The sequence below is a fragment of the Streptomyces sp. NPDC002870 genome, from assembly GCF_042888505.1.
Taxonomy (GTDB): Bacteria; Actinomycetota; Actinomycetes; order Streptomycetales; family Streptomycetaceae; genus Streptomyces.
The window spans coordinates 325,347-338,209 of the sequence record NZ_JBIAPW010000004.1 but is presented as its reverse complement, the minus strand read 5'-3'; the positions used below and the strand labels follow the sequence as shown (position 1 = coordinate 338,209).

Genomic DNA, 12,863 nt, shown 5'->3' with positions numbered 1-12,863 from the left:
TAACTCACCCCGGAGCCGTTCCACCTCCCCAAGCCTCATACCTTCACCATGCCCCCGACCAGCCAAGATCGGCAGACCTCACGAAGCACTACTAGGAAGAGTCCGGGGTCTTCTGTTCTGCTGCCGCCCCGAGCCGTCCGACGAGCGGGCGTCACTCACGTTGGTTGCCGCGCTCTGCTGCCCTGCCGACAAAAGATCCTGAAATCGAGTAACGGTGCGTAGCTGCGCAAGCCGCGACTCCCAGCCAGGACGGCGGACTAGTTGGGCTCGCGGAACGGCCATTGCGCGACCGTCGTGCAGAGTGTGGCAGCGGATGACTCCATCCGTCAGCAATCGCCACCATTCGCCAGACCGAGCCACCCGGTACAAAGAGCGGCGGTGTATCCAGCGGGGCCTGAGCCTATGACGATGGCTTTCCTGACCTCACCGCTCACTTCGCGGCGTCGGCGTCGATCTCGGCGATCAGGCCCTCGACGAGCTTCTTGATCTCGTCGCGGATGGGGCGTACGGCCTCCACGCCCTGGCCCGCCGGGTCCTCCAGCTCCCAGTCCAGGTACCGCTTACCGGGGAAGACCGGGCAGGTGTCGCCACAGCCCATGGTGATGCAGACGTCGGACTCGCGGACCGCGTCGACGGTGAGGAGCTTGGGCGTCTCGGCGGAGATGTCGATCCCGACCTCACGCATCGCCTCGACCGCGGCCGGGTTCACGGCATTGCCGGGGTTGGAGCCGGCGGAGCGCACCTCGATGCGGTCACCGGCGAGGTGGGTCAGCCAGGCGGCGGCCATCTGCGAGCGCCCGGCGTTGTGGACGCAGACGAACAGCACGGAGGCGGCAGGCGTGGAGGACATCGGTTCTTCTTCCTTTGCGAAATGGTTCAGCGGGGCAGGGAGTCGAGCAGTTCGGTGATATGCGCGTCGATGTCGTCGCGGATGTTGCGTACGGCGTCGATCGGAGCGCCCTCGGGGTCGGCGACGGGCCAGTCCAGGTACTGGCGGCCGGGTACGACCGGGCAGGCGTCGCCGCAGCCCATGGTGACGACGATGTCGGCGGCCTCGACGACCTCGCTGGTCAGGGGCTTGGGGTAGGCGTCGCTCAGACTGAGGCCTGCCTCGATGAGGACCTGGGCGACGTACGGCTCGATCTCGGCGGCGGGTTCCGTACCGGCGGAGGACACGGCCACGCGCCCGCCCGCGCGAGCGGTGAGGAGGGCTGCGGCCATCTGGGAGCGTCCGGCGTTGTGGCCGCAGACGAACAGCACCCGCGCCAGGGCCTTGCCCGGTGCTCCCTGGACGTGGGCGAGGGCGTCGAGGCGCTCGGCAGTGAGCCGCTCGGCAAGTAGCACCAGGTGGGTGTGCACCCGCGCGTGCTCGGCGAGGAGCTGGTAGGAGTCGGTGAGCAACTGCTGCACGGTCTCCACGGAGAAGTGGCCCTGATGATGCGCAGCGAGACGGGCCGCACCGGCGGCAAGACGTTCATCGGGCAGAGCGGGGAGTGGTGAGGCGGACATTGGAACCCCTTCGACGGGCCCTACGGCTCAGTCCGGACTGGTGTCAGCTCCGGCTGATGTGAGAGTATCAGCCCATGATGACGTCAGTCGACACTGACCTGATTCGGGTGCTGGCCGACCCGCTCAGGCTCCAGATCGTGACCCTGCTCGCCCGCGAGACCCTGTGCACCACGCACCTGGTCGAGGAGACCGGCGCCCGGCAGACGAACCTCTCGAACCACCTGAAGGTGCTGCGCGAGGCCGGGGTCGTGGAAACCGAGCCCTGCGGACGGTTCACGTACTACCGGCTGCGACCCGAGGTCATCGAGGCACTCGCCGGTCAGTTCTCCAGCCTGGCGGAGACCGCGCGCGCCACCGCCGAGGCGAACGTCAAGCGCTCCTGCCCCTGATCACGCTGTTCCGTTTGCATCTGCCTGAAGGAGTCCTGTTGAGCGTTACCCGGGCGGACGTCCCCGAGACCCCCGCGGAGCCCGCGATATCCCCCGCCGAGCCACAGCCTGCGCCGGGCGCCACACCGCCGCGTACCCCGCTGGTGGCGAGGGCCGCCGCCGAACTGGTCGGCACCGCCGCACTGGTCACGGTGGTCGTCGGCTCCGGCATCCAGGCCACCGAGCTCACCCAGGACGTCGGCCTCCAGCTCCTGGCCAACTCCCTCGCCACCGTCTTCGGGCTCGGCGTCCTGATCGCCCTGCTCGGCCCGGTCTCCGGCGCGCACTTCAACCCCGCCGTCACCCTGGCCGAGTGGTGGACCGCCCGCCGCGGCGGCGCTGGGGTCACCAGGCGGGAGGCGGTCGTCTACGTTCCCGCCCAGATCGCCGGCGCGATCGCCGGCGCCGTACTGGCCGACGCGATGTTCGCCGAGCCGCTGGTGAAGTGGTCAACCCACGACCGCTCCGCCGGGCACCTGCTGCTGGGTGAGGTCGTGGCCACGGCCGGACTGATCCTGCTCATCTTCGGCCTGGCACGCACCGACCGACTGCGCTTCGCGCCGGTCGCCGTCGCCTCGTACATCGGCGCCGCCTACTGGTTCACATCCTCCACTTCCTTCGCCAATCCGGCGGTCACGATCGGCCGTGCGTTCACCGACACCTTCGCGGGCATCGCACCCGGCTCGCTCCCGGGCTTCATCGGCGCCCAACTGGCCGGCGCCGTCGTCGGGCTGGCCCTGGTGGCGCTCATCTTCATGCAGGGACGGGACGCTTCCCGGCAATCGGCCGGATGACGAACGCGACCCACGTGGTGGTGATCGGCGGCGGCCAGGCAGGACTCGCCGCGGGTTACCACCTGCGCCGTCTCGGCCTGGACTTTGTCATCCTCGACGCCCAGGCCGGGGCGGGAGGCGCCTGGCAGTACGCCTGGGACTCGCTGCATCTGTTCTCTCCGGCCGCGTACTCGTCGCTGCCCGGCCGCCCCATGCCCGTGCAGACCGGTGAGGTCTACCCGGACGCCGTGCATGTCGTCGACTACCTCACGGCGTACGAGGGGCGATACGAGTTGCCGGTCCAGCGGCCTGTACGTGTGAAGGGAGTGCACAGGGATGGTCAACTCCTGCGCGTGGAGACGGGCTCGGGCGCTTGGCTCGCCCGGGCAGTGATCAGCGCGACCGGTACCTGGTGGCGGCCTTTCCTGCCCGCCGTGCCGGGCCGAGAGGTCTTCCGCGGGCGGCAGCTGCACACCGTCGAGTACCGCAAGCCGCTCGACTTCGCCGGACAGAGGGTCGTCGTGGTCGGAGGCGGGAACTCCGGCGCCCAGATCGCCGCCGATCTGGCGTACGACACCGAGCTGACCTGGGTCACCCAGCGCCCGCCGCGCTTCCTCGCCGACGACATCGACGGCCGCGCGCTTTTCGACGTGGCCACCGCACGACGCCGCGCCCTCGACGAAGGCTCGGCCGAAACCGGCGGCGTGGCCTCCCTCGGCGACATCGTCGCGGTACCGCCGGTGCGCGAAGCCCGGGATGCCGGACTGCTCAAAGCCCAGCCGATGTTCACCCGGCTCACGGCCGGTGGCGTGGAATGGGCCGACGGTACGAGCGCCGAAGCGGACGCGGTCATCTGGTGCACTGGCTTCCGTCCCGCGCTCTCCCACCTTGCCCCGCTCGGACTGCGGGGAGCGCGCGGCCACATCCCCACCATCGGTACACAGGCCGTGGATGAACCGCGCCTGCACCTGCTCGGCTACGGCGACTGGACCGGCCCCGCCTCCGCCACCCTCATTGGAGTCGGCCGCCCCGCTCGGGGCGCGGCACGGCAGATCGCCGAACTGCTCGCCGCCGAAAAGTGATTCGGCTTCTGTAAGGACGGGCGCCTACCCCTGCGGTGGCGGGCGCAGCGTGGCTTATGGCGCCCATGGCGGCCAGCCCAGACGGCTCGACCCGGTAGTAGACCTGGTGCCGCCCGTTCCGAGCCGAGCAGGCCGTAGCCGCACCGATCCGCCCAGGGCCATGAACATGGCGGCGGCCCAATCACTCACTCAGGCTACTTCGATTAATGTCTATGTTGACGCTTATCGAAACAGATGCCATGCTGAACATCAAGCCATCGACGGATGTCGAAACAGAATGGGGAGTCATCGTGAACGCGCCCACTGCCGCCCTGCCCACCGTGGTGATCGGAGCCGGCCCGATCGGCCTGGCTGCCGCAGCCCACCTCGTCGAGCGCGGCCTTGACCCGCTGGTTCTGGAGGCCGGAGATGGTGCGGGCAGCGCCGTGCGCGAGTGGAGCCACGTACGCCTCTTCTCCACCTGGGGCGAGCTCGTCGACCCGGCCGCCGAGAAGCTGCTGGCCCCCACCGGCTGGGTCAAGCCGGACGGCGCCACCTACCCCACCGGGGGTGACTGGGCCGAGCAGTACCTTCAGCCACTCGCCGACGTGCTAGGCGACACGGTGCGCTTCGGCGCCCGCGTCACCGGCGTCTCCCGACTCGGCCGCGACAGAGTCGTGGATGCCGACCGCGAACAGCAGCCCTACACCGTCCATGTCCTCAACACTGACGGGACCGAGGAGCGGCTCACCGCCCGCGCCGTCATCGACGCCTCGGGCACCTGGTCCACCCCCAGCCCGATCGGCGGCGACGGCCTCCCTGCCCTCGGTGAGCGCACCGCCTCCGACCGCATCTCCTACCGCGTCCCCGACATCAAGGACCCGGTCGTACGCGCCCGTTACGCGGGGAAGCGCACCGCCGTCATCGGCTCCGGAGCCTCCGCCTTCACCGCCCTCGCCTACCTTGCAGACCTCGGCAAGGACGCGCCGAACACGCACGCGGTGTGGGTCCTGCGACGCGGCATCAGCGGCTCCACCTTCGGCGGCGGGGAATCCGACCAGCTCCCCGCCCGCGGTGCACTCGGCCTCGCGGCCAAGGCCGCCGTTGACAACGGATACGCCTCCGCCGTCACCGGCTTCCGTACGACCGCTGTCGAGAAGAGCGGCGAGCAACTCGTGCTCGCATCCGAGGACGGCCGTCGCCTCCACCCGGTCGACGAAATCATCGTGCTGACGGGCCTGCGCCCCGACCTCTCCTTCCTCGACGAACTGCGCCTCGGCCTGGACGAGCGCCTCCAAGCCCCCGTCGGACTGGCCCCGCTGATCGACCCGAACGTCCACTCTTGCGGCACCGTCTACCCGCACGGCGTCAACGAGCTCTCACACCCGGAGCAGGGCGTCTACCTCGTCGGCATGAAGAGCTACGGCCGCGCCCCGACGTTCCTCGCCATGACCGGCTACGAGCAGGTCCGCTCCATCGCAGCCGCCCTCGCCGGAGACCAGGAGGCCGCCGAACGCGTGGAGTTGACCCTCCCGGAGACCGGTGTATGCGGCGGGGCGGGCTTGTTCGACGAGCCCGACGCCACCAAGGCGGAAAGCAACGGTGGCGGCTGCTGCGCGACCCCCACCACCCTCCAGATCGGCATCGGCGCCCCGGCCGCCTCCAGCGGCTGCTGAAGCCTCAACCCCATACTCAGGAGGTTCGTCATGTCCCGCGTACAACTCGCCCTCCGTGTCCCCGACCTCGCGGCATCCATCGCCTTCTACACCAAGCTCTTCGGCACCGAGCCCGCCAAACTCCGCGACGGCTACGCCAACTTCGCCATCGTCGAGCCCCCGCTCAAGCTCGTCCTCATCGAAGGGGACGCGGGAGAGGACACCCGCATGGACCACCTCGGCGTCGAGGTCGAAACCACCGACGCTGTCCACGCCGCCGCCACCCGCCTCAGCGACGCGGGCCTGGCCACGGCAGAGGAGAACGACACCACCTGCTGCTACGCCCTCCAGGACAAGGTCTGGGTCCACGGCCCGGGCCAGGAACCCTGGGAGGTGTACGTCGTCAAGGCCGACGCCAACACCCTGACCAAGCAACAGGGCAGCACCTGCTGCGCCACTGCCGCCGCCGATACCGAGTCGGGTGAACCTGTCGCCGCCAGCTGCTGCTGATCCGACGATGACCCAACTTGACGCCAACGAGGCCGCGACCGGAACAGGGGACCGGTCGCGGCCTCGCGCCGCCCTACCCGCCCTGTGCGCCACCCAGATCATCAGCTGGGGCATCGTCTACTACGCATTCCCCGTCCTGCTGCCGCACCTGACCACAGACACAGGCTGGTCCACCAACGCCGTGACCGCGGCTTTCTCCGCCGCCTTGCTTGTCTCGGCCGTCGCCGGGATACCCGTCGGCCGCATCCTCGACCGCCGAGGCCCGCGAGCCGTGATGACGGCAGGCTCTGTGCTCGCGGTCGCCTCCATCCTGGCCATCGCCGCAGCGCCGAACCTCTACTCGTTCGCTGCCGCTTGGCTCATGGCCGGTGTCGCCATGGCCGCCACCTTCTACCAGCCCGCCTTCGCCGCACTCACCCGCTGGTGGGGCCCCGACCGCATCCGCGCCCTGACCGTCGTCACCCTCGCCGGTGGTCTCGCCAGCACCGTCTTCGCGCCCCTCACCGCCCTGCTCGCGGACCACCTCAGCTGGCGCACCACCTACGCTGTGCTCGCCGTCATCCTCGCTGCCGTCACCATCCCGGCCCACGCCCTGGCCCTGCGTGCCCCCTGGCCCCCAGCGCCACCGGCCACGTCCACGACCAGCCGCACGCCGATCGCTCGCAGCCGTCCCTTCCTTCTGCTCACGCTGGCCTTCACCCTGTCCGGCTTCGCCATGTACGCGGTCGTCTTCGGCTTGGTTCCCCTGCTCACCGAACGGGGCTCCGATCCGACAACCGCGGCATGGGCCTTGGGGCTTGGCGGAGTCGGCCAGACTTTGGGCCGTACGTTCTACGCCACCTTGGCTCGCCGAACGGGCGTCACCACCCGCACCGCCGTCCTGATCGCGGCAGGCGGAGCCACTACGGCTGCCCTCGCCCTCGTGCCTGGCCCCGTCCCTTTGCTGATCCTGCTCGCGGTCCTCGCCGGAGTCGTGCGGGGCAACCTCACCCTGCTGCACGCCACCGCGGTCACCGATCGATGGGGCACAGCCCAGTACGGCCGCTTGTCGGCGCTTCTCAGCGCTCCCGCCACCATCGCCGCTGCCCTGGCTCCATGGGCTGGCGTTGCCTTGGCGGAGTCGTTGGGGGGCTACCCGCGGCTCTTCGCGGTGCTCGCCGTCGGTTCCGCCGCGGCGGCTGCCCTGGTCCTAGCGTCAGGAAGCCTCATGCGACAGCGCTGAGATGGTCCAGCGCCGCATCCGTCAGAAGACGGTCCTTGCCCAGTAGTCCTCAAGCATTTCGGCAGGCCAATTGGGCTCCCGCACTTCGCCGTGGGGGCCCATTGTTGGCATCACAGCTACGTGGCGGAGGAGCGGTACGGGGGGATGGACCTGCTGGTGACCCGTAAGGGCGCGATGCGGGCGGGCAGCGGGGGATTCGGAATTATCCCGGGCTCGATGGGCACCGGCTCGTACATCGTGAAGGGGCTGGGCAACGCCAAGTCCTTCAACTCGGCCTCGCGCGGGGCGGGTCGGAAGATGAGCCGGAACGCTGCGAAGCGGAAGTTCTCCACGAAGGACCTGGAGGACCAGACGCGGGCGTCGAGTGCCGTCGTGGATGAGATCCCGGCCGCGACCAAGCGCATCAGCCAGGTGATCTACCAGCAGAAGGACCTGGTGCAGGTCGTTGCCGAGCTCAAGTAGGTCATCTGCGTCAAGGGCTGAAGCCGGACACCATCGCCCCCCGCGAGTGGCTGCAGAGCGAAGGTCGGCCGTAGGTTCGCCGGCGCGACCGGGCGAGACGCACGCCAGGCTGTGGGCGCGCTCGCGGAAAGCAGAGTTCGACCGCCGCCTCCGACCACCGGCACCGAAGAGTCCGCCAACGACGGCGGGCGCGGTGAAGCGGAGCCCGCTGAGTGGCAGCGCATCGACTGGCTGCTCGCCGCGACCGCGGACAGACAGCCAGAGGGACAACGAGCGTGTCCTGGAGGCGTCATACCTGCGGGTAGCACGGGATTCGTGACGGCCAGACGTCTCGCGGACTGCCTCGCGCGACGTGCTGCACGTCTGATGGAAGGACATGGCCCGTAACCGTCTGACACACTCCAAGTGCGGTGGCAGGAGGGGGACATGCATGGTCATCGTGGGCCTGATAATCATCGCAGTCGTCGTCTTCGTCGTCCTGGGGTTCGTCTTCCGGTCTCCCGACCGGGACTCCGCGGCGACGCTCGTCCAGGGGATCGGCGCGATCGTGATTCCCGCCGCCAGCGCGGCGTTATGGCTGACGAACCGAAGGCCGCGGACGGAACTCACCGAACCGGCACTGCGTGACTTCGCGGACGAGCTGGCTGAGCGGGTAAAGGCGCAGTGGAGTGCCGCGGCGAGCGAACGACGGCTGATACATCCGAGCCCCGTGCCGGTGCGCTGGAGGCGGTCGAATCTTCCCGTGTCGGGTCCGGCGACCGACGCAGTGGGCATCGGGACCGGCTCATCGCGGTTTCGGCCCCTGCCTGGGCTGGCCCCGATCACCGCGGCGGATTTGGAGTCGGGCGCCGTTCGGGACCTGTTCCGCCTCTATGGTGCGCTGGACTCCGGGCGGATGGTGATCGTCGGAGCAGGCGGTGCGGGAAAGAGCGGCGCCGCCATTCGGTTGCTGCTCGACGCCCTCAGCCATCGCGAGGCGCTCGAACCTGACGCGCGCGCGAGAGTTCCCGTACCAGTGCTGCTGACGCTGAGCGGATGGGACCCGCTGAACCAGCGGCTTCATGATTGGCTCGCCACTCGACTGGCCACGGACTACATGTTCAGGAAGTCCGAAGAACACGCGGGCGGTGTAGTCTCCAGGCTCATCGGCACTGGTCGGGTCGCCGCCTTTCTGGACGGGCTGGACGAGATACCCGAAGCCGTACGCCCCGCCGCTCTGCGGGCGCTGAACGAGCAGGCGAGCTTCCGCCTGGTCCTGTTGAGCCGCGTTGGGGAGCTTGTTACGGCCGTCGCCGCGGAGGGACCGCTTTCAGGCTCCGCCGGGCTCGAACTGCTTCCGGTCAGCGCCCAGGACGCGGCGGAGTACCTGACGCGTTGCCAGGCGCAGCCGCCCCCGGAGGCCTGGCGCAGTCTGGTGCGGCACATCCGTATGAACCCTTCAGGCGCAGTGGCTCAGGCACTGGACACGCCGTTGATGCTCACGCTGATGCGTGACACCTATCGCGCGGATCAGCGCTTCGATCTCGAGCGCTTTGCGGACCGGGCCGCAGTAGAGGACCACCTCCTTGACCGAGTCCTGCCCGCCGCCTATGACGACGACCGGCCCGGACAGCCGCGCAGTCGCTACAGCCTCGGCCAGGCCGAGCGCTGGCTCGGTGTCATCGCGCACCAGATGAACAGCGAGAGAAGCCGCGACCTGGCTTGGTGGCAGGTCCCCCGGTGGCGGCCCGCCTGGCCGAGAACGGCAGCCAGTTGCCTCCTCGTGGGATTCCTCGCCGGGGCGGCGGGCCTCTTCTGGGCGGGGCCGGCCGCTGGCCTCGGAGCCGGCGGGGTGGTGGGTCTCTCCGTGACGATGTCACTCACGTACGGGCGTGCCGGGGACTCGCCCCAGCTGTTGGGCCGTCTGCAGTGGAGGGACTTCGTCGTCCGCGAGAACTTCCTGTTCGGGATCGCAGGCGGTGGAGCGGCCGGAGTGGGCCTAGGCGTCGCCCTCCTCCTCACCCATGACCGCGTCGTCATGCTTTTCGGAGGACTGGTGATCGGCCTCCTCGCCGGTGTGGTGGGAGGATTCGTCACGGGTCTCAGCAATCGCAGCGCCGACAGCCGGACTCCCATCGGTCCCGTCTCCTGCTGGAGACAGGACCGCCAGTACACCCTCACCGCCGGAATCGCTGGCGGCCTCGCTGGCAGTCTCATTGGAGGATCATGCCTGGGACTGCTCGCCGAATTGGCAAATGAGCGCATTTTCGGGGTCATCGACGGATTCCTGTCCGGGATCGCGCTGGTGACGGTCGGTGGCCTCCTGCTCAGTTTGGCGCTGAGCCTGGTGGGATCGGCGACTTGGCGCACATTCCTCGCGAGCCTCCAGCTGCGCATGAGGAACGAGGCTCCAATCCGCCTGGTCAGGTTTCTCTCCGATGCTCGCGAGCGTCACGTCCTGCGGACCGTGGGGCCCGTATTCCAGTTCCGCCACGCCCGGCTCCAGGATCGTCTGGAAGAGGCGTTCACGACCCGCAACGGGCCCGGAGCCGACGGTTAGCGGCCGTCCTCCGGGCCGGACGACGACGGCCGCGGCGCGCCGGTCCCTTGATCGGCAGCGCCCGGAGCAGTACACGGTGTCCTAGTGCCGACCTCCGCAGACGAAGGTGGTCTGACCAGTGTCTTCAACGTGGCAGCCGAGTATGCAGCCGCGAACTCGCCTGGATCGGCAGGTCAGTTGTAGGCATCACAACTACGTGGCGGAGGAGCGGTACGGGGGGATGGACCTGGAAGAGCTGACGCGGGGTGTGGAACCCCGGATCAGTGATCGTCCGGGGCCTTGCGCTGTGATCGTGACTGTCGGAGCCTGGTGTCACAGCTCGCCTGCCCGGCCGGCCGTGGAGCCGTGGAGCCGTGGAGCCGTGGAGGCTGTGCGGCCCTCGCAGCCCGGCCGCCGCTGCGAAAACTAGATGCTGATCGCGCTGCAGGCCGTGTCGGGTGTCGACCAGGTCCCGGTGTCCGGGACAGTCACAGATCCTCGCGCCGTAGGGCGTATCCACGGATCTCTTTGCCTCTCACTCAAACGGCACTCAGGGGAGGTGCGAAGTGCCGACGGCTCACCTAATGGGATCGGTAGACCGTGCCGCTCATGCGGTGGACGACCGACGATCGGCGGCGAAGGAGGCCCTTACGGCATGCACCCCGATTACGCCGCGGCACTGCTCCACGCGCTGTTCACCCAGCCCCCGATCGGCCTGCACGTACTGGATCCTGATCTACGGATCGTGCGGTTCAACGCCGCCGCGCCGGGCGCGCAGGGCTTCAGCGCGAGTGAGGCTGTGGGCCGCACCTGGCGGGATCTCGGATTCGCCGCGGACGACGTCGAGCGCATGCTCCGCGGGGTGCTGGCCACCGGGGAGCCGGTCAGCGACTTCCGGCACGAAGGCCGTCTGCCCCGCGGTCCCGACGGAGTGCGGGTACTGACTGTCTCGGCATTCCGCCTCCAGAGCGCCGACGGCCGCATCCTGGGGGTCGCCGCCACGGTGGTCGACATCACCGAGCAGCATCGCGCCCAGCGACGGCTGGAACTGCTGTACCGCGCCGGTGAACAGATCGGGACCACCCTGGATGTGTTCCGTACGGCGCAGGAGCTCGCGGATATCGCCGCGCCGGGCCTGGCCGACGTGGTGGCGGTCGACGTTCTCGATACCGTGCTGCACGGCGAAGCCCCCGCCCCGGGGCCCTTGCTCAACCCGGTCACTCTGCGACGGGCGGGCTTCCAGGCGGCCGCCCCGGAGGCAGCGCGGAGCTCGTACGAGGTTGGGGATGTCAGGGTGTTGCGGTACGGCAGCCCGTACGCCCAGTCCCTGACAGACCTGCAACCCCGTCTCATTCGCAGACTCGGAGCGGACGAAAGGTGGCCGACCAGGGATCCGGTTGCCGCCCAGATGCTGCGGGAGGCCGGTGCGCACTCGCTCATGGCCGTGCCGCTGGCGGCGCGCGGAGTGGTCCTCGGTATGGCGGCCTTCTTCCGCACGAAGGGTTCACCGCCCTTCGAGGAAGCCGACCTGAGCGTCGCCGCCGACCTGGTGGCCCGTGCCGCGGTATGCATCGACAACGCCCGCCGCTACGAGCGCGAGCACACCCTCGCCCGACTCACTCAACGGTCATTGGTGCCCACCCGCCTGCCCACGCACGCGGCCGTGGAGACCGCGTACACCTATTTGCCGGTGGCCTCCAGCGGCGCCTGGTACGACGTCATCCCGCTGTCCGGCGCGCGGGTCGCGCTCGTGGCCGGCGATGTGTCCGGGCGGGGCATGGGGACCGTGACCACCATGGGACGACTGCGTACGGCAGTCACGGCCTTCGCCGCCATGGACCTGCCGCCCGACGAGCTTCTCGAACGCCTGCACAGCCTGACCGGGGAACTCTCGCACGGCTACCCGCCTGCGCAGGACGACCACAGGCAGGCGCTGACGGCGACCTGCCTCTACACCGTCTACGACCCGTCCGACGGCAGCTGTGTCCTCTCCCGCGCCGGCCACCCCCCGCCCGTCCTGGGCGTACCCGATGGCACGGTGCGGATCATCGAAAGCCCGACCGGACCCGTCCTGGGACGAGGAGCCTCCTCGTACACGACCACGCGCGTGGACGTGCCAGAGGGCAGCATCCTCGCCCTCCACAACGCCGGGATCCTCCAGGGCACCACGGAAAGCCGGCTCCCCCTCTACCGGGTAGTCCTCGGCAGACCGACGGGAACCCTGCAGGACACATGCGACGCTCTGGCCGCCTCACTGCTCCCCGAGCCCCCTGACGACGACGCCCTGCTGCTCCTCGCACGTACGCGCGCACTCGGCCCGGACAAGCTGGCCTCCTGGACGCTGCGCAACGCCCCGGAGAGCGCCGCCGAGGCCCGCCGTCTGGTCAGCGGACGGCTCGCGGAATGGGACCTCACCGACCTCGATTTCACCACCGGGCTCATCGCCAGCGAACTGGTGACCAATGCGGTCCGCTACTCCGAAGGGCCGATCGGGCTCCGCCTGATCCGCGACGCTGTTCTGACCTGTGAGGTCGCGGACTCCAGCAACGCCTCTCCACATCTGCGACACGCCGAGGACGACGACGAAGGCGGCCGCGGCCTGTACCTGGTCGCCGAGTTCACCCAGGACTGGGGCACCCGGCGCACCGGGAGAGGCAAGACCATCTGGACGGAGCAGCCGCTCCACTGACGCAAGCGCACACAGCCGCCCTCCGGTCCGCGGGAG

General features: G+C 69.4%; 10 protein-coding genes and 1 pseudogene. 9 read left to right on the top strand and 2 right to left on the bottom strand.

Features of this window, described 5'->3' with window-relative positions; all coding sequences use genetic code 11:
• Positions 1-430: 430 nt before the first annotated feature.
• Positions 431-850, bottom strand: a complete 420-nt coding sequence (locus tag ACFYWY_RS08235; protein ID WP_389181503.1) for an arsenate reductase ArsC — start codon at positions 848-850, stop codon at positions 431-433.
• A gap of 26 nt (positions 851-876) precedes the next feature.
• Complete coding sequence (locus ACFYWY_RS08230; RefSeq protein WP_389181500.1) at positions 877-1,509, bottom strand: three-helix bundle dimerization domain-containing protein; 633 nt, start codon at positions 1,507-1,509, stop codon at positions 877-879.
• 74 nt (positions 1,510-1,583) lie between these two features.
• On the opposite strand from ACFYWY_RS08230, the gene ACFYWY_RS08225 reads away from it, so the two are divergent.
• The 9 genes and pseudogenes from ACFYWY_RS08225 (at position 1,584) to ACFYWY_RS08185 (ending at position 12,827) form a co-directional block, all read left to right on the top strand.
• On the top strand, positions 1,584-1,898 hold the full coding sequence (locus ACFYWY_RS08225; protein WP_389181498.1) for an ArsR/SmtB family transcription factor: 315 nt from the start codon (positions 1,584-1,586) through the stop codon (positions 1,896-1,898).
• Between the two features lie 38 nt (positions 1,899-1,936).
• Positions 1,937-2,731, top strand: a complete 795-nt coding sequence (locus ACFYWY_RS08220; RefSeq protein ID WP_389181495.1) for an aquaporin — start codon at positions 1,937-1,939, stop codon at positions 2,729-2,731.
• Positions 2,728-3,792 carry an ArsO family NAD(P)H-dependent flavin-containing monooxygenase gene (locus ACFYWY_RS08215; RefSeq protein WP_389181492.1) on the top strand — a complete coding sequence of 355 codons (1,065 nt, stop codon included), beginning with the start codon at positions 2,728-2,730 and terminating at the stop codon, positions 3,790-3,792. Before ACFYWY_RS08220 ends, ACFYWY_RS08215 begins: the two co-directional genes overlap by 4 nt.
• A 290-nt stretch (positions 3,793-4,082) precedes the next feature.
• Positions 4,083-5,447 carry an NAD(P)-binding domain-containing protein gene (locus tag ACFYWY_RS08210; protein ID WP_389181489.1) on the top strand — a complete coding sequence of 455 codons (1,365 nt, stop codon included), beginning with the start codon at positions 4,083-4,085 and terminating at the stop codon, positions 5,445-5,447.
• A gap of 30 nt (positions 5,448-5,477) precedes the next feature.
• On the top strand, positions 5,478-5,936 hold the full coding sequence (locus ACFYWY_RS08205; RefSeq protein WP_389181486.1) for an ArsI/CadI family heavy metal resistance metalloenzyme: 459 nt from the start codon (positions 5,478-5,480) through the stop codon (positions 5,934-5,936).
• 7 nt (positions 5,937-5,943) lie between these two features.
• On the top strand, positions 5,944-7,158 hold the full coding sequence (locus ACFYWY_RS08200; RefSeq protein ID WP_389181482.1) for an MFS transporter: 1,215 nt from the start codon (positions 5,944-5,946) through the stop codon (positions 7,156-7,158).
• A gap of 108 nt (positions 7,159-7,266) precedes the next feature.
• Positions 7,267-7,620, top strand: a pseudogene (locus ACFYWY_RS08195) (RtcB family protein); the annotation flags it as partial.
• Between the two features lie 430 nt (positions 7,621-8,050).
• Positions 8,051-10,159, top strand: coding sequence for a hypothetical protein (locus ACFYWY_RS08190; RefSeq protein WP_389181480.1), 2,109 nt, complete (start codon positions 8,051-8,053; stop codon positions 10,157-10,159).
• 634 nt (positions 10,160-10,793) lie between these two features.
• A complete protein-coding gene (locus tag ACFYWY_RS08185; RefSeq protein WP_389181478.1) occupies positions 10,794-12,827 on the top strand; it encodes a SpoIIE family protein phosphatase in 2,034 nt (677 codons plus the stop codon).
• Positions 12,828-12,863 lie beyond the last annotated feature (36 nt).

Coding starts and splice junctions, on each gene's coding strand:
- ACFYWY_RS08225 (WP_389181498.1), top strand. CDS start 1,584: ATGATGACGTCAGTCGACACTGACCTGATTCGGGTGCTGGCCGACCCG.
- ACFYWY_RS08205 (WP_389181486.1), top strand. CDS start 5,478: ATGTCCCGCGTACAACTCGCCCTCCGTGTCCCCGACCTCGCGGCATCC.
- ACFYWY_RS08200 (WP_389181482.1), top strand. CDS start 5,944: ATGACCCAACTTGACGCCAACGAGGCCGCGACCGGAACAGGGGACCGG.
- ACFYWY_RS08235 (WP_389181503.1), bottom strand. CDS start 850: ATGTCCTCCACGCCTGCCGCCTCCGTGCTGTTCGTCTGCGTCCACAAC.
- ACFYWY_RS08230 (WP_389181500.1), bottom strand. CDS start 1,509: ATGTCCGCCTCACCACTCCCCGCTCTGCCCGATGAACGTCTTGCCGCC.
- ACFYWY_RS08215 (WP_389181492.1), top strand. CDS start 2,728: ATGACGAACGCGACCCACGTGGTGGTGATCGGCGGCGGCCAGGCAGGA.
- ACFYWY_RS08190 (WP_389181480.1), top strand. CDS start 8,051: ATGGTCATCGTGGGCCTGATAATCATCGCAGTCGTCGTCTTCGTCGTC.
- ACFYWY_RS08185 (WP_389181478.1), top strand. CDS start 10,794: ATGCACCCCGATTACGCCGCGGCACTGCTCCACGCGCTGTTCACCCAG.